General features: G+C 49.0%; 19 protein-coding genes. 11 read left to right on the top strand and 8 right to left on the bottom strand.

Annotated features, from left to right (window positions below):
* Nucleotides 1-13: 13 nt before the first annotated feature.
* From manA to add, 3 genes are all read left to right on the top strand, one after another.
* Nucleotides 14-1,189: a mannose-6-phosphate isomerase gene (manA, locus tag IEV89_RS12980; RefSeq protein WP_188473934.1), complete on the top strand. Its 1,176-nt coding sequence runs from the start codon at nt 14-16 to the stop codon at nt 1,187-1,189.
* Nucleotides 1,190-1,327: 138 nt separating this feature from the next.
* On the top strand, nt 1,328-2,875 hold the full coding sequence (locus tag IEV89_RS12985) for a YdgA family protein (protein WP_188473935.1): 1,548 nt from the start codon (nt 1,328-1,330) through the stop codon (nt 2,873-2,875).
* A 179-nt stretch (nt 2,876-3,054) separates the two neighbouring features.
* Entirely contained in the window at nt 3,055-4,053 is a 999-nt protein-coding gene (gene add, locus IEV89_RS12990) for an adenosine deaminase (RefSeq protein WP_188473936.1), read from the top strand.
* An 80-nt stretch (nt 4,054-4,133) separates the two neighbouring features.
* Here add and IEV89_RS12995 read toward each other — a convergent pair whose 3' ends face one another.
* The 3 genes from IEV89_RS12995 to IEV89_RS13005 all read right to left on the bottom strand — a co-directional run bounded on the left by IEV89_RS12995 (nt 4,134) and on the right by IEV89_RS13005 (nt 7,189).
* A complete protein-coding gene (locus IEV89_RS12995; RefSeq protein ID WP_188474006.1) occupies nt 4,134-4,442 on the bottom strand; it encodes a DUF1496 domain-containing protein in 309 nt (102 codons plus the stop codon).
* The gene (locus IEV89_RS13000) at nt 4,435-6,402 is read right to left on the bottom strand and encodes a DNA topoisomerase III (protein WP_188473937.1); all 1,968 of its coding nucleotides are present in this window, start codon (nt 6,400-6,402) and stop codon (nt 4,435-4,437) included. Before IEV89_RS13000 ends, IEV89_RS12995 begins: the two co-directional genes overlap by 8 nt.
* Before the next feature lie 235 nt (nt 6,403-6,637).
* Entirely contained in the window at nt 6,638-7,189 is a 552-nt protein-coding gene (locus IEV89_RS13005) for an NAD(P)H nitroreductase (RefSeq protein ID WP_188473938.1), read from the bottom strand.
* A 207-nt stretch (nt 7,190-7,396) separates the two neighbouring features.
* Between IEV89_RS13005 and sppA the strand changes: the two genes are divergently transcribed.
* The 3 genes from sppA to pncA all read left to right on the top strand — a co-directional run bounded on the left by sppA (nt 7,397) and on the right by pncA (nt 11,016).
* Nucleotides 7,397-9,250 carry a signal peptide peptidase SppA gene (gene sppA, locus IEV89_RS13010; protein WP_188473939.1) on the top strand — a complete coding sequence of 618 codons (1,854 nt, stop codon included), beginning with the start codon at nt 7,397-7,399 and terminating at the stop codon, nt 9,248-9,250.
* 128 nt (nt 9,251-9,378) lie between these two features.
* Entirely contained in the window at nt 9,379-10,389 is a 1,011-nt protein-coding gene (ansA, locus tag IEV89_RS13015; RefSeq protein WP_188473940.1) for an asparaginase, read from the top strand.
* A gap of 9 nt (nt 10,390-10,398) precedes the next feature.
* Nucleotides 10,399-11,016, top strand: a complete 618-nt coding sequence (pncA, locus tag IEV89_RS13020; protein ID WP_188473941.1) for a bifunctional nicotinamidase/pyrazinamidase — start codon at nt 10,399-10,401, stop codon at nt 11,014-11,016.
* Nucleotides 11,017-11,101: 85 nt separating this feature from the next.
* On the opposite strand, the gene IEV89_RS13025 is transcribed toward pncA, so the two are convergent.
* Together IEV89_RS13025 and msrB are read right to left on the bottom strand one after the other, a co-directional pair.
* Nucleotides 11,102-11,374 carry a YeaC family protein gene (locus tag IEV89_RS13025; RefSeq protein ID WP_188473942.1) on the bottom strand — a complete coding sequence of 91 codons (273 nt, stop codon included), beginning with the start codon at nt 11,372-11,374 and terminating at the stop codon, nt 11,102-11,104.
* Nucleotides 11,375-11,465: 91 nt separating this feature from the next.
* Nucleotides 11,466-11,879, bottom strand: coding sequence for a peptide-methionine (R)-S-oxide reductase MsrB (msrB, locus tag IEV89_RS13030; protein ID WP_188473943.1), 414 nt, complete (start codon nt 11,877-11,879; stop codon nt 11,466-11,468).
* 347 nt (nt 11,880-12,226) lie between these two features.
* Here msrB and gapA point away from each other — a divergent pair, with 347 nt between their 5' ends.
* On the top strand, nt 12,227-13,225 hold the full coding sequence (gapA, locus tag IEV89_RS13035; protein WP_188473944.1) for a glyceraldehyde-3-phosphate dehydrogenase: 999 nt from the start codon (nt 12,227-12,229) through the stop codon (nt 13,223-13,225).
* Nucleotides 13,226-13,364: 139 nt separating this feature from the next.
* Entirely contained in the window at nt 13,365-14,231 is an 867-nt protein-coding gene (locus IEV89_RS13040; RefSeq protein ID WP_188473945.1) for a D-hexose-6-phosphate mutarotase, read from the top strand.
* Between the two features lie 101 nt (nt 14,232-14,332).
* On the opposite strand, the gene IEV89_RS13045 is transcribed toward IEV89_RS13040, so the two are convergent.
* On the bottom strand, nt 14,333-15,082 hold the full coding sequence (locus tag IEV89_RS13045; RefSeq protein ID WP_188473946.1) for a MipA/OmpV family protein: 750 nt from the start codon (nt 15,080-15,082) through the stop codon (nt 14,333-14,335).
* A 482-nt stretch (nt 15,083-15,564) separates the two neighbouring features.
* Between IEV89_RS13045 and yeaG the strand changes: the two genes are divergently transcribed.
* The 3 genes from yeaG (at nt 15,565) to IEV89_RS13060 (ending at nt 19,334) form a co-directional block, all read left to right on the top strand.
* Nucleotides 15,565-17,499 carry a protein kinase YeaG gene (gene yeaG, locus IEV89_RS13050; protein ID WP_188473947.1) on the top strand — a complete coding sequence of 645 codons (1,935 nt, stop codon included), beginning with the start codon at nt 15,565-15,567 and terminating at the stop codon, nt 17,497-17,499.
* Between the two features lie 34 nt (nt 17,500-17,533).
* Nucleotides 17,534-18,805 carry a YeaH/YhbH family protein gene (locus tag IEV89_RS13055; RefSeq protein ID WP_188474007.1) on the top strand — a complete coding sequence of 424 codons (1,272 nt, stop codon included), beginning with the start codon at nt 17,534-17,536 and terminating at the stop codon, nt 18,803-18,805.
* Nucleotides 18,806-19,028: 223 nt separating this feature from the next.
* On the top strand, nt 19,029-19,334 hold the full coding sequence (locus tag IEV89_RS13060) for a hypothetical protein (RefSeq protein ID WP_188473948.1): 306 nt from the start codon (nt 19,029-19,031) through the stop codon (nt 19,332-19,334).
* Nucleotides 19,335-19,435: 101 nt separating this feature from the next.
* On the opposite strand, the gene IEV89_RS13065 is transcribed toward IEV89_RS13060, so the two are convergent.
* Both IEV89_RS13065 and IEV89_RS13070 read right to left on the bottom strand, forming a co-directional pair.
* Nucleotides 19,436-20,428 carry a glycoside hydrolase family 12 protein gene (locus IEV89_RS13065; RefSeq protein ID WP_188473949.1) on the bottom strand — a complete coding sequence of 331 codons (993 nt, stop codon included), beginning with the start codon at nt 20,426-20,428 and terminating at the stop codon, nt 19,436-19,438.
* A 60-nt stretch (nt 20,429-20,488) separates the two neighbouring features.
* Entirely contained in the window at nt 20,489-21,010 is a 522-nt protein-coding gene (locus IEV89_RS13070; protein WP_188473950.1) for a GNAT family N-acetyltransferase, read from the bottom strand.
* Nucleotides 21,011-21,080 lie beyond the last annotated feature (70 nt).

The following is a 21,080-nucleotide window of genomic DNA, read 5'->3' on the forward strand; positions in this document are numbered from 1 at the left end:
TTCAGGACCAAATATGCAAAAAATGAACAACGGTGTACAGAATTACGCCTGGGGCAGTACTGAGGCATTGAACAAATTGTATGGCATTGCCAACCCTGACGGTAAACCGATGGCCGAATTGTGGATGGGTGCCCATCCTAAAAGCAGTTCTCATGTCATTAATGCGCAAGGGCAGGAAATTCCGCTTCGCACACAAATCAGTGCCGATCTGGAACAACAGTTAGGTAAGAAAGTTGCAGCACGCTTCGGTGAACTGCCGTTCCTTTTTAAAGTGCTATGTGCCGATCAGCCGCTTTCGATCCAGGTTCACCCAAGTAAGCAGGCCGCTGAAGTTGGTTTCGCCAAAGAGAATGCCGCAGGAATTGCGCTCGATGCGGCAGAACGTAATTACAAAGATCCTAATCATAAGCCTGAGCTGGTCTACGCCCTGACCCCTTTCCAGGCGATGAACGGCTTTCGGGAATTAAAGGATATCGTTTCGCTGCTGCAACCGGTATCGGGTGCCAATCCACACATTGCTGAATTCCTTACGCATCCTGACGTAGACCATCTGCGGATCTTATTCGCTGGTTTACTCAGCCTGGAAGGTGAAGCCAAATCGTTGGCACTTGGCGTGCTGAAATCTGCGCTGAATAATCAGCAAGGCCAGCCATGGGACACCATACGCAGCATCAGTCATTTTTACCCGGACGACAGTGGTCTGTTTTCTCCGTTGCTGCTCAATGTGATCACCTTGCAGCCGGGCGAAGCCATGTTCTTGTATGCCGAAACGCCACATGCTTATCTGAACGGTGTTTCACTGGAGGTGATGGCTAATTCTGACAACGTGTTGCGTGCCGGGCTGACCCCTAAATATATCGATATTCCTGAATTACTGGCTAATCTCAAGTTCACCGCCAAACCGACCAGTGACTTGCTGACCACGCCAGTTGAGCACGGTGCTGAATTCAACTTCCCTATTCCGGTAGAAGATTTCTCTTTCTCTATTCACAGCCTGTCCGCTACAGAGCAGACGCTAGAGCAGCAGAGTGCGGCGATTGTTTTCTGTATTGAAGGTCAGTCGGTGCTCGTCAAAGGGGAACAGACTCTGGTGCTGAATCCGGGGGAGTCTTGCTATCTTGCTGCGATAGAATCGCCAGTGAGTATCAGTGGTCATGGCCGTATTGCACGAGTATTCAACCAGATTTAGTCTTCAATCCGGAGAGTTCGATAAGGCAAAACGCCTAATTTTAGTGAAAAATTTGCCATTTAGGCCTGACTTCACCCACAATAAATGGGCTGTAAGGCATTTTTATTTTCGGGAAATTTCCTAAGGATGAACAGAGCTATGAAAAAGTCGTTAGTCGCTGTAAGCGTCATTGTAGTACTTGGCGCAGCCTGGACAGGCGTCTCGTGGTACACCGGTAAAATGATCGAGCAGCACATGGTGGACGTGGCCAAGAATGCCAACAGCCAGCTTCAGTCTTCATTCCCTAAAGCTGGCGTTAACGTTTCTTATCAGGATTATCATCGTGGCCTGTTCTCCAGCCAGATGCGTATCGTCCTGAAACCGGATGCTGCCGCCGCAGCTGCAGGAACCAGCGCCCTTAAAACCGGTGATGAAATTGCCTTTATCGAAACCATCGATCACGGCCCTTTCCCGGCAGCACAGTTGAAAAAATTCAACCTGATCCCAAGTATGGCGTCAGTGCATTCCGAACTGCAAAACACCCCAACGTTAAAGCCACTGTTTGACGTTACCAAAGGTAAATCTCTGGTGACAGCCGATACCCGCGTGTCTTACAGCGGTGGGAGTTCTTCGGCTATCAACATCATCCCGGTGGATTACGACAAAAACAACAGCAAGCTGCAATTTGGCGGTGCTGATATCAATGTCTCCGTTGATAAGGATCTGACCCAATTAACCTTCGATGGAAAAAGTGACAGCATCGCGCTGACCTCACAAAATCAGTTCGGTCAACTCGAAAAAGTCACCCTGAATGGTTTCTCTCTCGACAGCGATACACATCAAGGCCAATCTAAAGTCAGCGTTGGCGATCAGAATCTGACCGTTAAACAAATACTGGTGAATGTCGATGGTAAAGATGCGGCTTCTCTGGATAACTTCAAACTGGCGAGCAAATTCAGTGAAGACGGTAGCAACATTCAGGGTCAGCAGGATTACACCCTTGATGCGTTGAAAATTCAGGGTACTGATTTCGGATCCGGGAAATTGACGTTGAAAGTCAACGGCCTTGATGCTGCTGCACTGAAAACTTTCTCTGACAACTACAACCAACAGTCCCAGCAGTTGCTGGCGCAGTCGGGTGAGATTGATCCGGAGGTTTACAAACAACAGTTGACCGAACTGTTAGCCGCTAACCTGATACCGTTGCTCAAGGGCAACCCAAGTATCAGTATTTCTCCTCTGAGCTGGAAAAATAGCAAAGGTGAAAGTAGCTTCAACCTGCGTGTTGATCTGAAAGATCCGACTGCCGGTTCTCAAGCCCAGAGTGACGATCAGCTGATTTCACAATGGGTAAGCAAGGTAGATGCGAAACTGGCCATCCCGGTTGCGATGGCGACGGAGATGACGACTCAAACCGCTAAACTTCAGGGTTACACAGGTGATGATGCCGAAAAACTGGCAAAACAGCAGGTTCAGGGCATCGCGGCAATGGGCCAGATGTTCAAAATTACCACGCTGAAAGATGACACCATCTCCAGCAGCTTCCAGTATGCAGACAATCAGGTAAATCTGAATGGTCAGAAAATGACCCTTCAGGAGTTCATGGGTCTGTTTGGCGTCTTCGGCGGTAACGGCGTTGCGCCGCAAACTCCAGCGCCAGCACCCTTAGCGCCACCGATCGCCCCTGTAGCACCGAACGCTCAATAATCACTGATTGAAATACCATCGTAATGCCTCTGCATAAGCCCGTCCCAGGACGGGCTTATTTATGTCTACACGTTAATAATAAAACGTTCTGCGCTCCGTTGCGCAACAACATTCCCTTCCTGTCGGTTATCCCGTTATAATGCATCGCACTTTTTTAGCAAAAATAATGAGTGCACACCATGATAGATCGCCGTCTCCCTCTGACTGACATTCACCGCCACCTTGATGGCAACATCCGCGCACAGACTATTCTCGATTTAGGCCGCCAATTTAATCTCGCTCTGCCCGCGAGTGAAATCGAGGCTCTGCGACCGCACGTGCAAGTGATGGAGACCGCACCCGATCTGGTAAGTTTCCTGCAAAAGCTCGATTGGGGAGTGAAAGTCCTGGGCGACCTTGATGCCTGCCGCCGGGTTGCGCAGGAAAACGTTGAAGATGCGGCCAGAGCCGGTCTGCACTACACCGAACTGCGTTTTTCACCTTATTACATGGCCATGACGCACCAACTGCCAGTGGCAGGCGTGGTAGAGGCGGTGATCGAGGGGATTCAGCGTGGCTGCCAGAAAAACGACATCGACGTGCGCCTGATTGGTATTCTGAGCCGTACTTTTGGTGAAGAGGCTTGCCTGCAGGAGCTGGCCGGTTTACTGGCACATCGCGACAGTATTACCGCCCTCGATCTGGCCGGTGATGAGCTGGGTTTCCCTGGCAGTCTGTTCCTCAGCCATTTCAATAAAGCACGTGATGCGGGCTGGCGTATTACCGTACATGCCGGTGAAGCGGCTGGCCCGGAAAGTATCTGGCAGGCAATTCGTGAGCTGGGTGCCGAGCGTATTGGTCACGGCGTCAAAGCAGCAGAAGATACTGAATTAATGGACTTCCTGGTAAAACACCAGATTGGCATTGAATCTTGTCTCACCTCGAATATCCAGACCAGCACCGTCTCTTCACTGGAGCAGCATCCGCTCGCAGTATTCCTGCGTCACGGTGTGTTGGCTTCCATCAATACGGATGATCCGGCGGTTCAAGGCATCGAAATTGAGCACGAATACCGCGTTGCAGCGCCTGCAGCCGGGCTGACCATGGCAGAAATACGACAGGCCCAGGAAAACGGCCTGACGATGGCATTTTTGAGCGATGCAGAAAAAGAGGCAATTCGCGTTAAAGTGAAAGGGTAATTCCGTCTCAGGAGCGCAGTGTATATAAAGTATGCTGCGCTCTTTTTCTTGTTTCTGACCAGTAAGAAACCGGCATATGTTTATTTTTTCAACTGCTGCCATTTCAAATCGTTCGTTCCCACCACCTGCGGGTCCCGCACGCATTGCAAGACGACACTGTCAGCCGTGACGACCGCACCTTCACTGTAACTCTGATTATTGTAAATGCAGCAGCGATGGCAGGTCGACGCACTGTTCTGGTTGTTACCACTGTTATCCCAGATTTGCGGCGGCAGTGGCACCACGACATCCACACTATTGCTACTACCGCTCAGCCCGGCACGGTTCGCCATCGCTGGAGTGGCCAACAGGGATGAACTGACCCACAGTGCCATTATCAATTTATTCATCATTTGCCACGCCCTTCCCTTTGGTTGATGCCTTGCGGCGCTTAGGTGCACTTTTGGGGCTTTTAGCCCCCGTAGCCGTTTTTCCAGAACCCGCTGGCTTAGACGGAATAGCGCGAAATGCCGATGAAACACGCGTCGTTTTGGCCTGTACGATCAGGTTTTGTAGGGTCGCAACCAGAGGTTGCATAAAATCCTGATAGCGACAATTTTTCTCACTGATGCGGGTCAAGGTTGATTCCCAGTCCGCGGTCATATCGGGCCGTCCTGCAATATCCGGCAGCGAGTGGATCAGCGCTCGCCCGGTCTCGCTGGAATGGATATAGCGGCCCTTCTTGTATAAAAACTCGCGACGGAAGAGCAATTCAATAATTCCGGCGCGGGTCGCTTCGGTACCTAATCCATCCGTAGCACGCAAAATTTTCTTTAGTGCTTTATCCTGAACAAAGCGTGCAATCCCTGTCATGGCAGACAGCAACGTGGCGTCGGTAAAGGGCCGAGGTGGCTGAGTTTGCCGTTCCACCACTTCTCCTCTTTCGCATAGCAATTCATCACCTTGGGCGACCACAGGCAATGGCGTGCCTTCATTCTCCTCATCACGCTCTTTGCTGCCTAGTAGGGTCCGCCAGCCGGCCTCAGCCAGAAAACGCGCCTTGGCAATGAATTTGCCACCGGCGATATCAAGATCAATCACACACTTACGGAATACCGCGTCCGGGCAGAACTGCATCAAATATTGACGCGCCACCAGATTATAAATTTTTTGCTCATCGTCGTTCAGGCTGACTTTACTGCTGCGTGCCGTCGGAATGATAGCGTGGTGAGCATCGACTTTTTTGTCGTCCCAGCAGCGGTTACGCCGGTCAGTGTCCACGGCCGGTTGCGGCAGTAAATCAGGCTGATGAATACTAATGGCATTGAACACAGCGTGTCGCCCGGCGAAATGCTCATCAGGTAGATATCGGCTGTCGGAACGCGGATACGTAATCAATTTGTGCGTTTCATACAAACGCTGGCAAATATCAAGAATTTGCTGGGCACTGAGACCGAATGCCTTCGAGCCTTCAATCTGCAGAGCCGACAGCGAAAACGGCAGTGGCGCAGTGTCGTTTTCTCTCTTGTCATTATAGTGAGTAACCCGTGCCGGCTGCCCGGCGATACGCGCCACCACATGATCAGCCAAAGGACGATGTAATAACCGCCCTTCTTCATCCTGATAGGGCTCGCAGGATTCGCTCGGTTGCCACAGCGCGACAAAGCGCTCATCCGCTGGCGTAACGATGTGGGCTTTCACCTCGAAATAATCTTTAGAGACAAAATTTTCAATCTCTTCATCACGGCGCACCACCAGACCCAGCACTGGCGTCTGCACGCGTCCGACTGACAGCACGCCGTTGTATCCGGCGTTACGCCCAAGAATGGTATAAGCACGGGTCATGTTGATGCCGTAAAGCCAGTCAGCACGGGAACGCGCCAGCGCCGAGACGCACAGCGGTATAAAATCCCGATTGTCACGCAGCCGCTCAATGGCCCGCTCCACCGCCTGTGGGTTAAGATCGTTGATCAGACAGCGCTGAACGTTCTGGCGTTTTTCTGCCGTCAGTTCAAGGTAATCCAGAACTTCATCCACCAGCAGTTGACCTTCGCGATCCGGGTCACCGGCATGGATGACCTCTGTGGCCTCGAGTAGCAGCCTTTTGATCACGTTGAGCTGTTTGGCGACAGAAGAGCGCGGCTGAAGCTGCCATTTTTCTGGAATGATAGGGAGATCATTGAGCGTCCAGCGAGCGTAACGACTGTCATAGGCGTCGGGCTGCGCTTGCTCAAGTAAGTGGCCCACACACCAGGTGACGACCTGATCATTACCACACGCGATAAAGCCGTCACCACGACGATGGGGCTTGGGCAGGACATCCGCAATAGCGCGAGCGAGACTGGGTTTTTCGGCAATAAATAAACGCATCAGGCGGCACGCTCAATTTTCAGGCCTGCCAGTATCTGTATCATTGCCTTATCAATCATCATCCCTTCCTTTATTCACAGCATCGTCTGCTCTCAGGTGTGGGTATGTTAGCTGTTGATGAAGCAATTGGTAAGACGGGAAGTGGTTCAGAGCGGGATGTTCGCTCACAAAGTCAGCGAATAACCGGTTTCTCGGACTATTTCCGATCAACCGGTGAAATGATAAGCCGCCTCTGTTAGAAATAAGAGACAAAAGACGAACTGTCGGCTGGAATAATCTGTGTACTGGATTTTAACTGTGGGGTGCCGAGATAGAGGAATCCGACGATCCTATCATTCGGACCACATTTGAAAGCCTGACGCACATCGGCGTGTTCGGTCCATGCGCCGGTGCGCCAGATACCATTAAACCCCTGCGCCAATGCCGCCATTTGCATCGCCTGCACGGCACAGCCTGCGGATAACATTTGCTCCCATTGCGGTACTTTCGGGCTTTCTTTATAGGCGGCGATAACGGTAATGATTTGTGGTGCCCGCAACGGAGCCTGCGTCGCCTTTTCAATCGCCTTCTCATCAGCACCATCATTGATTGCAGCGGCGCGTAATAATTCACTAAAGCGAACCAGTCCGTCATTTTCGGCAATAACAAAACGCCACGGCTGTAAGGCTCCGTGGTCAGGCGCGCGCATACCGGCATTGATAATGTTTTGCAGCACCTTGCCAGACGGCGCAGGCGCCGCCAGACGTGAGGCCGAACGACGGTTTACTAATAAGTCCAGAGCATCCATAAATCTCTCCTTTACGATCATATGATAATGATAGGCATTTACTTCACGGTAGCATAAGCACGCGCCTTTTTACCAACCGCAGAATACCCTTTAGGCGACATCACTCTGCAGCGCAGTGTCATTGGTAAATTATGACATGATTTAAAGCTGACATTTTCCGGCCAGGTCATTAGGATAGCGATACTTTTACCGCTTGTTGGAGAGACCATGCGTACATTGTGGCGAATTATCGCCGGTTTTTTTAAGTGGACCTGGCGTCTTCTTAATTTCATCAGAGAGTTTATTCTCAACCTGTTCCTGATCCTGATCATACTGGTCGGTGTCGGGATCTATTTTTCATTTCAGGACAAGCCCGTCGACACCACCAAAGGTGCGCTGCTGGTCGACCTTAGCGGTACCGTGGTTGATAAGCCATCCGTTAATAATAAAGTACGTCAATGGGGTCGTGAGATCCTGGGCACCTCCAGTAACCGCTTGCAGGAGAATTCGCTGTTTGATCTGGTGGATACGATTCGTCAGGCGAAAGATGATAAGAACATTACTGGCATGGTGTTACAACTCACCGATTTTACCGGCACCGATCAGACGTCGTTGCAGTACATCGGTAAAGCCCTGCGTGAGTTTCGTGATACCGGCAAGCCAATTTACGCCATCGATGACAGCTACGATCAGTCACAATATTATCTTGCAAGCTATGCTAACAAGATTTACCTGTCGCCGCAGGGCGCGGTCGATATCCACGGTTTCGCGACCAACAATCTTTATTACAAGTCGTTGCTCGAAAAGCTGAAAGTCACCACGAATATCTTCCGCGTCGGCACATATAAGTCCGCTGTTGAACCATTGATTCGTGATGATATGTCTCCTGCTGCACGCGATGCTGATAGCCGCTGGATTAATGGGCTTTGGGGTAACTACCTCAATACGGTTTCAGCCAACCGTCAGATCACGCCTGAGCAACTGTTCCCAGGTGCCGCGGGTGTGCTGGCCGGTATGCAAAAAGCCGGTGGCGATATGGCACAATATGCACTGAACAGCAAACTGGTGGACGCTCTTGCCTCACGAAATGAGGCAGAAAACGACATGGTAAAAGCCTTCGGGTGGAATAAGAAATCCAAAGACTTTAACTTCATCAGTATTTATGACTACTCACCGAAACCTAAGCCAGACAACAATGAGCCGCAGATCGCGGTGATCTTCGCCAGCGGTGCGATTAACGATGGTGAAGAACAACCCGGTGCAGTTGGCGGTGATACAACAGCCCAACAGATCCGCGATGCCCGTCTGGATCCAAAAATCAAAGCCATCATCTTGCGCGTTAACAGTCCTGGCGGCAGCGTGAGTGCATCTGAAGTCATTCGTTCTGAACTGGCCGCAGCGCGCGCTGCCGGTAAGCCGGTGGTCGTTTCAATGGGCGGTATGGCCGCATCGGGTGGTTACTGGATCTCCACTCCGGCGAACTATATTATCGCCAGTCCGAGTACGCTGACCGGTTCTATCGGTATCTTCGGTGTGATCAACACTTACCAGAACACGCTGGATAACGTTGGGGTTCATACCGATGGTGTCGCAACGTCACCGTTGGCAGATATTGCATCGACTAAGGCGCTGCCGCCGGAGTTCTCTCAGATGATGCAGATGAACATCGAGAACGGTTATAAAACCTTCCTCGGCCTGGTCGCGAAAGCAAGAAACAAAACGCCTGAGCAGATAGACGACATTGCCCAAGGTCACGTGTGGATTGGCTCCGATGCAAAAAACAACGGACTGGTGGATCAGCTTGGCGACTTCGATGACGCAGTGAAGAAAGCCGCCGAACTGGCTAAATTGCCTAAATGGCAGTTGAACTGGTACGTCAGCGAACCCAGCCTGACCGATATGGTCTTCTCACAAGTCAGCGCTTCAGCACAAGCTATGCTGCCTGCTGCGGTTCAAGCCTACCTGCCTGCTCCGGTTAGCAAAATAGCACTGGAGCTGAAATCCCAGGCCGACCTGTTCAATAACATGAACGACCCGCAGAATCGTTATGCTCTGTGCCTGACCTGCGGTGAAGTGAGGTAATCTTCATCGTCTGTAAAGCGAAGCCCGGTGAAAGTGAATCACCGGGTTTTTTTATTTTGGAGCCGGCGCAGATGCCTTTATACTTCGGCTCATCCTGCACGCCCCGTTCAATACAAAGAATCCTGTCAATGACCAAAAAATCTATTTACGTCGCTTACACTGGTGGCACCATCGGAATGCAACGATCTGAAAACGGCTACATTCCGGTTTCAGGACACTTACAACGTCAGTTGGCTTTAATGCCTGAGTTCCATCGCCCGGAAATGCCTGAATTCACTATCCAGGAATATGTGCCGCTGATGGACTCTTCTGACATGACACCAGAAGACTGGCAGCACATCGCCGATGATATTCTGGCCCATTACGATCAATATGACGGTTTTGTCATTTTGCACGGCACCGACACGATGGCATTCACGGCCTCTGCGCTCTCTTTCATGCTGGAGAATCTTGGCAAGCCAGTAATCGTGACAGGGTCACAAATACCGCTTGAAGCACTGCGTTCTGATGGCCAGATCAATCTGCTGAATGCGCTGTATATTGCGGCTAATCATCCGGTCAATGAAGTCACTCTGTTCTTCAACAATCGTTTGTATCGCGGCAACCGCAGCACTAAAGCCCATGCCGATGGTTTCGACGCGTTTGCATCCCCTAATCTTGCCCCCCTGTTAGAAGCCGGCATCCATATCCGCCGGCTGTCTACGCCATCGCTACCGGTGGCGGCCGGGACGCTGAAAGTGCATGACATCACCCCACAGCCAATTGGTGTCGTCACGATTTACCCAGGCATTTCCGCTGAGGTGGTACAAAACTTTCTGATGCAGCCTGTTAAAGCGCTGATCCTGCGCTCCTATGGTGTGGGTAATGCACCGCAAAAAGGTGACCTGCTGAAAGTGCTAAAAGAGGCATCTGAACGCGGCATCGTGGTGATCAATCTGACACAATGTATCTCTGGTCGGGTCAATATGGGCGGTTATGCTACCGGTAATGCCCTGGCACAGGCTGGTGTGATCAGTGGTTTTGATATGACCGTCGAAGCCGCACTGACTAAACTCCATTATCTCTTCAGCCAGCCGTTATCACCGGATGAGATCCGTACACTGATGCAGCAAAACCTGCGCGGCGAGCTGACCGAATAAGGAATCCTGATGAAAAGCGCTTTGTTATTAATCGACCTACAAAATGATTTCTGTCACGGTGGTGCGCTCGCAGTACAGGATGGCGATGCGGTGATCAGCGTAGCTAATCAGGCCATTAAGGTCTGTAAGGCGCAGGGAATTGACGTGGTGGCTTCGCAGGACTGGCATCCGCATAACCACGGTAGTTTCGCGGTCAATGCTGGCACTGAGCCATGGACTGTCGGTGAACTCGACGGACTGCCACAAGTATGGTGGCCGATACATTGCGTTCAGGAGCAACACGGCGCTGATTTTCATCCACTACTGCACCGCGACGCCATTGATTTTGTGGTCCGCAAAGGTCAGAACGCCGGAATAGATAGCTATAGCGCGTTTTTCGACAACGGTCACCGTGCTTCAACCACACTGCATGCCTGGCTACAGCAACAGCAGATTGAGCAGTTGTTAGTCATGGGCCTGGCGACCGATTATTGCGTCAAATTTACGGTGCTGGATGCAATAGCCTTGGGTTATGAGGTGACACTGTTGGTCGAAGGGTGCCGCGGCGTGAATATTTCTCCACAGGATAGCCAGCAGGCTATAGAAGAAATGCAGCATGCCGGTGCGACAGTTCTTGCACTGGACTAACATGTCTTACTCTTTCGATAAATGAACAAGGCCGCTTCATGGCGGCCTTGTTCATTTGCTTACAGATCTTTTATCTACTCGGCATCTACTCAGGTTTAATACGGATTAATGCGTCCTGCGCAAATTGCTGCTTCAATTCCTGCTTCGATTTGGTGACAATTTGTCCATCAGTGCCAATACTCATATGCTGAGCCTCAGTGTTATGGCGCGCCTGGTATAACATCACCATCTGTAAGCTGTTGTCTTTTTGCTCAGATGTCAGAGCAACACCATCAGGCCACTTTCCCAGTTCAACTGCCTGCGCAAGACGCTGAAAAATCTCCGGCGTCATCACGTCGACTAACTCATTAATTTCCATCAACAGCTCTCTTCATCTTGGCTGATTATTCACTTAACGGTGAATAATGGCTGAATCGATTTTGTCGTTTAAATTACATGCCAACTGACACTCAGCCGGCAGTCTTGTCACCGTTCTCGCCATCGATGAAACTCATCGATGCAGAATTCACACAATAGCGGTCACCTGTAGGCTCAGGACCGTCAGGGAAGACGTGACCAAGATGGGCATCGCAATGTGCGCAGCGAATCTCAACCCTTTCCATATTGTGTGTATTATCAGTGAGATAATTAATAGCATCATGCGTGACCGGTTGGTAAAAACTTGGCCAGCCACATCCAGAGTCAAACTTAGTATCGGAATAAAACAGCGGCGAGTGACAAACCAGACAATGGTAGATCCCATCGCGCTGGTTATGCAGTAGTTTACCGGAGTATGGGCGTTCAGTCCCGTGCTCTTGCGTCACATAATGTTGTATTTCAGTAAGTTGTGGTGATGTGATTGGTTCTTTAGATTCATTGGCCATGGTTGTCATTCTCTGCCAGGTAGGAAAATCAACTAAAATAACAGTTAATAATAACAAAAAATTAACAACGAGTCTGCCTGTTTTGACTTAAACTGTGTGCCATCGGCGTCAAACAAGAACAGCTCGTGACAAAAATCACATATTTGTTGTTACTGCCCTTTATATTCGGCATATCGTCCCCATGTAAGTAGAAGCCGATTAAAAAACGGAATGTGCAATATCTTGGCAAAAGTGAGTTTGAGCTTTGACTTACAGCAAGAATTGACACGATTCCGCTTGACGCTCAGCAAGGTTTTTGTAATTTTACAACCAACCTTTTATTCACAAAAAAATAGCTGGTGGAATATATGACTATCAAAGTAGGTATCAACGGTTTTGGCCGCATCGGTCGCATTGTTTTCCGTGCTGCTCAAGAACGTTCTGACATTGAGATCGTAGCAATCAACGATCTGTTAGATGCTGAATACATGGCTTACATGCTGAAGTACGACTCAACGCATGGCCGTTTCGAAGGTACCGTTGAAGTTAAAGACGGTCACCTGGTCGTTAATGGCAAAACCATCCGTGTTACCGCTGAGCGTGATCCAGCTAACCTGAAATGGAATGAAGTTAACGTTGACGTTGTGGCTGAAGCCACTGGTCTGTTCCTGACCGACGAAACTGCACGTAAACACATTGCTGCAGGCGCTAAAAAAGTTGTTCTGACAGGGCCATCTAAAGATGACACCCCTATGTTCGTTATGGGCGTAAACCATAAAGAATATAAAGGTCAGGAAATCGTTTCTAACGCATCTTGCACTACTAACTGCCTGGCACCACTGGCTAAAGTTATCAACGACAACTTCGGTATCGTTGAAGCACTGATGACCACAGTTCACGCAACTACTGCAACGCAGAAAACTGTTGATGGTCCGTCTCATAAAGACTGGCGTGGCGGCCGTGGCGCGTCTCAGAACATCATCCCTTCATCTACCGGTGCAGCTAAAGCAGTAGGCAAAGTTATCCCTGCCCTGAACGGTAAACTGACTGGTATGGCGTTCCGCGTTCCTACTCCTAACGTCTCTGTAGTTGACCTGACTGCACGTTTGGAAAAAGGCGCGTCTTACAAAGATATCTGCGCAGTAATCAAAAAAGCAGCAGCTGAAGGCGACCTGAAAGGCGTTCTGGGCTACACCGAAGATGACGTTGTTTCTACCGATTTCAACGGTGAAAAACTGACTTCTGTGTTCGATGCTAAAGCAGGTATCGCGCTGAACGACAACTTTGTGAAACTGGTTGCCTGGTACGATAACGAAACTGGCTACTCAAACAAAGTTCTGGATCTGATTTCACACATCTCTAAATAATTGCCCGATGTGATGAACTGAATCGAAGGGCGACGTTAAGTCGCCCTTTTGCTTTCTGCGCAACAGTAAGCACCAAGAGTCACTGAAGCCGTCGTTCATCACCGGTCTGGATTTATAATAAAATCACAGGACCCATCTCATGACATCAAAACTCTTTACCCTTCCCGTTTTAAAAACCATCACATCGGTTATCAGCCAGCGTCAGATTGATGAATTACCGGTTTTGGTGATCGACCACCCTAAAGTGCGCGCGGCTATTACCCTGCAAGGGGCACATTTGCTGGCCTATCAGCCGCAAAATGAACAGCCAATATTGTGGATGAGCAGTGAATCCGCATTTAAAACGGGTGTAGCTATTCGCGGTGGTGTACCGATTTGCTGGCCATGGTTTGGCCCGGCTGGCCAACCTTCACATGGCTTTGCACGCATTCTTCCATGGGAGTTGACCTCTCATCAGGAAAATGAGCAAGGTGTAGAATTGATTCTGACCTTAAAACAGAACGCAGAAACTCTTGAATTATGGCCGCATGATTTCACCCTCACCGCCCGCTTTGAGCTTGGCGCCGAGTGCCATATTGAACTGGAATCGAACGGTGACTTCGAAACAACCAGCGCGCTGCACGCTTATTTCAATATTGGCGATATCAATAATGTAAAAGTGTCAGGCTTGGGCAAGAACTACATCGATAAAGTTGATGGTGGCAAAACTGCCCAGCAACAAGGTCCATTGGCATTCAAGGGCCAGACTGACCGCATATATACTGCGCCTGAGGCCACCAGCCTGATTATTGATTCTGCACTGGATCGAACCTTGGTGATTGAACATCATTTCAACAGTGATGTGGTGGCCTGGAATCCGGGCGCAGAACTGTCTGCCAGCATGAAAGATATGGCGGATGACAGCTACAAAACCATGGTTTGTGTTGAAACGGCGAGCGTAAGCGCACCGCAAAAAAGCAATGTATCCTCGCCGGCAAAACTGGCCATGACCATCAGCCAGCGATAATCCTCTTTCCGCACAATCATTCCGCGCACTACAAATGTGCAAATGGGGCCTAAAAGCCCCATTAAATCACTTCTCACGCACCAATTAAGCGCATTGATACATTAGAAACTGTAAGTCACACCCGTCCACAGTACGCCGATATAATTTTTATCCACCATTGGGCTGTCTGTCACTTCGCTGGCTAACCGAATATAGCGCCCAGTGAAGAAACCTTGCCAATCTTTGGTGAAATTGTATTTGGCAGAAATCTCAACATAAGGACTGAAACTGTCGTCAGGCGAGTAAGTACTCAAACCACTACGGCGCGATTCATTGCTGTTAATACCGTAATAATATTGGTTCTGGTTGCTGCTGTTCCATGCTACACCGACGCCCGGAATCAGGGCCCAGTTGTCCTGATGGAATGCATAGAGATAGGCGACATCAGCCACTAAACCATCGCTGTTATTCAGGACATCGCCATTAAAGCTGGCGCGCAGCGTTCCCCAATCCTCATTATGAGAATAAGCCAGCCCCCCCATCAATGTGCCGCGACGCTTGTCCAGGCGCTTCATCTGGCTGTCATCTGAATCGCTCGGAGTAAAACCAAATGGCAGATAAGTTGCGGTCAGGCTAAATTTATTTTTGTCATCTTTCCACAGATAGTAACCGGCAGTCAGAGTATGGAAGTAAAAATCATCGCTTTCGTAGCTGATGATAGGAATTGGATAAACTTTGGTGTCATAACCGCGATATGGATTCGGGCTGACTAATGCAGATGCGCCCAGCGACCATGTGCCAGCCACCGCTGCGTGGCTGAACATAATGGCCGTCGCTGCGATGGAGAGTGCTCTGAAATGCATGCCTTTCATAGTAAATAAATCCCTTATCATTAAATATCGCTGACAGTGTAAGCGAAGAGTAATCCCTTCGCTTAGCAATTATAGTGATACCTCTTTGCGCATAAATACCAGAACGTTCAATTAATCGATATGCAAAGTATGAAATAAAAATAACGAAAAGAGTTCCTCACCCGCCCACCCCACGTCCTTCAAGGGTTTAAAGTGGAAACCCCTCAAGTGAGTCATTGATATATCTTAAAAAATGGGAGGACGGTAGAGGAAATTTTCGTAATGCCAAACTACGCTTATTAATAGATGAAAGACTCCACCTGGGGCACTTCCCGACCTAAGGGTATCAGACAAGCCACTTTATTTCGGTCTGTCAGTACAAAAAATGGGTTTCTGCAAGTTGGCATGAGGGTTGCTGTACTGAGGTGGGGAGCTTTCCTTCGGGAGCAGATTATTTCTAACGCTCTCATTTACCTGTGCTATTAACGAAGGACGGGCATCGTATGAATATATTTGACCATTATCGCCAGCGCTATGAGGCTGCCAAGGATGAAGAGTTCACACTTCAGGAATTCCTTACTATTGCTAAGCAGGATCGCAGCGCTTACGTTAACGCCGCCGAACGTCTGTTGATGGCAATCGGTGAACCAGTGATGGTAGACACCGCACTGGAACCACGCTTGTCGCGTTTATTCTCTAACCGGGTGGTCGCCCGTTATCCTGCATTTGAAGAATTTTATGGCATGGAAGATGCTATCGAGCAGATAGTGTCCTACCTGAAACATGCTGCGCAAGGATTGGAAGAAAAGAAACAGATCCTCTATTTACTGGGTCCTGTCGGTGGCGGTAAATCCTCTCTGGCTGAGCGCCTGAAAGCACTTATGCAACGTGTTCCCATTTATATGCTAAGCGCGAATGGTGACCGCAGCCCGGTCAACGATCATCCACTATGTCTGTTCAACCCACAGGAAGATGCCACTCTTCTTGAAAAAGAGTACAACATCCCTACCCGTTATTTGGGCACAATTATGTCCCCGTGGGCGGCTAAGCGCCTGCACGAATTTGGCGGGGATATCACCAAATTCAAAGTCATTAAAGTCTGGCCTTCTATCCTGGAACAAGTCGCCATCGCCAAAACCGAACCTGGCGACGAGAATAACCAGGATATCTCTGCGCTGGTTGGGAAAGTGGATATCCGCAAACTGGAAAACCATGCTCAAAACGATCCCGACGCTTACGGTTACTCTGGCGCACTATGTCGGGCAAACCAAGGGGTGATGGAGTTCGTCGAGATGTTCAAAGCGCCGATAAAAGTGCTCCATCCGCTGCTGACCGCTACGCAGGAAGGTAACTACAACGGCACTGAGGGTATTTCTGCCCTGCCGTTCAACGGCATTATTCTGGCGCACTCCAACGAATCGGAATGGGTGACCTTCCGTAATAACAAGAACAATGAAGCTTTCCTTGACCGTGTCTATATAGTCAAAGTGCCTTACTGCCTGCGCGTGTCGGAAGAGATGAAAATCTACGATAAACTGCTCAGTAACAGTGAACTGGTACACGCGCCCTGTGCGCCGGGAACGCTGGAAACGCTAGCCCGCTTCTCTATTTTGTCCCGACTGAAAGTGCCGGAAAACTCCAGCAGCTATTCCAAAATGCGTGTCTATGACGGTGAAAGTCTCAAGGACACGGACCCTAAAGCCAAATCTTACCAAGAGTACCGTGACTATGCGGGTGTGGATGAAGGGATGAATGGCCTGTCGACACGTTTTGCTTTCAAAATACTGTCACGTGTCTTCAACTTCGATCACGCAGAAGTTGCGGCTAACCCGGTACACCTATTCTATGTACTGGAACAACAAATTGAGCGCGAGCAGTTCCCACAAGACATTGCAGAAAAATATCTTGAGCATCTTAAGGGCTATCTGATCCCAAAATATGCTGAATTCATCGGCAAAGAGATTCAGACCGCTTATCTTGAGTCCTACTCAGAATATGGCCAGAACATTTTCGATCGTTATGTCACTTACGCCGATTTTTGGATCCAGGACCAAGAGTATCGCGATCCGGATACCGGCCAGTTGTTTGATCGAGAAGCGCTGAATGCCGAGCTGGAGAAAATTGAAAAACCAGCCGGGATCAGCAATCCGAAGGACTTCCGTAACGAAATAGTCAATTTCGTTTTACGTGCCAGAGCGCAAAACAGCGGGCGTAATCCGAACTGGACCAGTTATGAGAAACTGCGCACAGTGATTGAGAAAAAAATGTTCTCAAATACTGAAGAATTACTGCCAGTTATCTCGTTTAACGCTAAAACATCCACCGATGAGCAGAAGAAACACGATGACTTTGTCGACAGAATGATGGAGAAAGGGTATACACGCAAACAGGTGCGTCTGCTGTGTGAATGGTATCTGCGCGTGAGAAAATCCTCATAGTAGAGGAGCGATGGCAACGTCGTTTGGGGGAAATATGACGTACTTTATTGACCGCCGACTGAATGGTAAGAATAAAAGCGCGGTTAACCGCCAGCGCTTTTTGCGCCGCTATAAGTCGCAAATCAAACAGTCGATTGCCGAAGCCATCAACAAGCGTTCGGTTACCGACGTCGACAGTGGGGAATCCGTTTCGATCCCCATTGAAGATATCAACGAACCTATGTTTCATCAGGGGCGCGGAGGCTTACGTCACCGCGTTCATCCCGGTAATGATCACTTTGTCCAGAATGACCGTATTGAACGCCCACCGGGAGGCGGCGGCGGGAGTGGTCAAGGTGAAGCCAGCCAAGATGGTGAAGGCCAGGATGAGTTCTCTTTCCAGATCTCTAAAGATGAGTATCTTGATCTGCTGTTTGAGGATCTGGCGCTCCCCAATTTACAAAAAAACCAGCACCGACAGATAACAGAATATAAAACCCATCGATCCGGTTATACCTCTAACGGTGTACCGGCTAATATCAGTGTGGTGCGCTCACTACAAAATTCCCTTGCCCGCCGCACCGCGATGACAGCAGGAAAAAAACGAGAGTTACGTGCATTGGAAGCCACGCTGACTGAAGTAGAAAACAGCGAACCGGCACGACTATTAGAAGAAGAACGTCTGCGTAAGGAGATTGCAGAGCTACGACAAAAAATCGCCAAAACCCCGTTTATCGACACCTTTGATTTACGCTACAAAAACTACGAACGTCGCCCTGAGCCTTCCAGCCAGGCCGTGATGTTCTGTCTAATGGACGTTTCTGGTTCCATGGATCAGGCCACCAAAGATATGGCCAAACGTTTCTATATTCTGCTTTATCTGTTCCTGAGCAGGACCTATAAAAACGTGGATGTGGTCTACATTCGTCACCATACCCAGGCGAAAGAAGTCGATGAGCAAGAGTTTTTCTACTCGCAGGAAACCGGCGGCACGATTGTATCGAGCGCGCTCAAATTGATGCATGAAGTGATTCAGGAACGCTACGACCCGGCGATTTGGAACATCTATGCCGCTCAGGCCTCTGATGGTGATAATTGGGCTGATGATTCGCCGTTGTGTCATCAGGTTTTGGAACAAAAACTGCTCCCGATGGTGCGTTATTACAGTTATATCGAGATTACCCGGCGTGCTCACCAGACGTTATGGCGCGAGTATGAAGTACTGCAAGAAAAGTTTGGCAATTTCGCCATGCAGCATATCCGCGAACCGGAAGATATCTATCCGGTATTCCGCGAATTATTCCATAAACAGGTTCAAAACAACTAAGTTCTAATCATTAAAAACAGCCGGTTAGCTCACTTTACCGGCTGTTCCCCTTCTCAACCGGTCAATAAGCACGAATACAAAACTGACGCCTTCACTTTTGAAATGGCCGGGGAGGTTATTTTACTGGTCGCAGCGACATATCCGTGACATATAATCGTCGTCAGGGTAAAACATTAACTTTCGAGTGACCCATAAAGTATCTCAATGTTAATAAGGAAACATTATGAAGCAATTAAGAATTTATACACTGAAAAGTAAAATCGCTGCTTTAGAGTATTTTCAACACCACTGGATGAAACACTTATCAAGTCTCCCAAAGTTTGGTATCGCTGTAAATGACGTCTATTTGGGGGCCGATGATAATGCAGATAAAGTGATGGCTATAGTCAGTTATCCGGCAGAAAGTGATGCCAAAGCTTTAGACAGAAAATATATGCAGAGCGATGAATTTAAGGGGGATATGGCAGGTTTTGATCTCTCGAATATTATCAGCGTGGAAGAATTTTGGATTAGTGAGCGTCTTTTCTAATCAATATTGATCATCTACCTTCTGATTTAAATGCAACGGGATGTTAGGTTCTGTTGCGTTAATAACACATAGCCATGCCACTTCCGCTTAGCTATTGGTTATTAATGTGACAGATCCGGTCTATTTGAAGCAGGAACATGTCGTCTGTTGCGGGTTATCGATACTCTGTATTTCGTGTAATAAACCCGGCCTGAGCCATTTTTTATTTCCGTTCCAGCCTCGACCATCATGACATAGTAATGACGCATGAAAATATCCGGACGACGCGCTGCCGCTGCGAAAAAGAAATCTTTAAGATTGTGATTAAAATAGCGTGAATTCAGACGTTTGCGGAACTGTGTCACATGCCAACTATGACCATGTGAGGTCTGGGTCGCTTGCCAGACATCCCAGATTTCACCACTAATGATAAAAGGCTGGATATCCTTGACGCCCCAGCCGGCCATCTGCGCATCTTGAGATGAATCAGTGATGATCATAACCTCACCGCGTATTTCCGACACTTTGGTGCTATTGGTTGCGTTGAAGAATACATCCAGCGTGTGGTTGTATTTACCGACGATATTGCCGGTACCATCCTCGCCGCTGGATTCGAAACTCCATAGCACGTCAACGTTCTTATCATTGTTTTCAAAGAGGTAAGGCAGGCCGGTTACGCTTGCAATGTTTTGCTTGTTACTGGCCCCGTAACGCAAGCTGACGTAAGCTTTCACGTTGGTTTGATTACCAGCAAAACCAGACCACTTGTAGCCAGCACCATCCACATGGGAGATTGAATGGGTAAAAATATCAGCGTACCAGTTGCTCCCTGCACCGCGAATTCCCCAGAGGTTGGTTGTAAGATCATACTGACCTATGTAAATGTGCTTGTCAGCAGGATCGGTCGAATCGGATGAGACCGAGATCGCCGCGGCTTGTGCGTTAAAAAAGCAAAACGGCCCTAGAGCCAATCCGAGCAGTGGGACGAGTATAGAACTACGAATGAAGAATCCCTTCTTATAGGCTGGAAACGGCAGCCTGTCTACGATAGAGGTTAACGCAATGATATCATTGCATTTTTTTGAACTGTTCTCGCTCTTTATAATGTTTTGCATGTTCATTCCTCGCCCCATAAAACCACTTTTTCAGATTGAATTTGCGTGATGTTGCGGCTTTCAGCCTCCAACCGGCTTCAGCGGCGTGTTAAGAATCAACTGGTAAAAAGCCAAATCCAGCCAGCGGTCAAATTTATAAGCTGCCTGTTTGATCGTGCCAGTGTGGCTGAACCCATTTTTTTCATGCAGTGCAATACTGCTGCTGTTAGTGGCATCAATGGCACCAATCAGCGTATGAACGTCTCGCTCGCGGGCAGCGTCGATCAGCGCATTCAGCAGCATTTTCCCCAGCCCTTTTCCGCGATGATCCTTGTGAATATAAATGGAATGCTCAACGGAATATTTATATGCTGGCCAAGCGCGAAATGTGCCATAGCTGGCGAATCCGAGTAGCGTACCCCGCTCATCTTCAAGCCCGATCACCGGAAAGTTATTCGCCAATTTAGAGGTAAACCATGGCGTCATACTCTCAATGTGGCGCGTTTTATAATCATACAATGCGGTTGATGTCAGAATCGCATCATTAAAAATATCCAGTATCGGGCCAGCATGCTGGCGTTCATTGCAGGTAATCAGTTTCATAAGTCATTCTCCGGTGGCTTCCATTACGCATTTAATTCCACTATAGTAGAATTAAGTACACCATAGTAAA

The sequence above is a fragment of the Hafnia psychrotolerans genome, assembly GCF_014639435.1.
Taxonomy (GTDB): Bacteria; Pseudomonadota; Gammaproteobacteria; order Enterobacterales; family Enterobacteriaceae; genus Ewingella; species Ewingella psychrotolerans.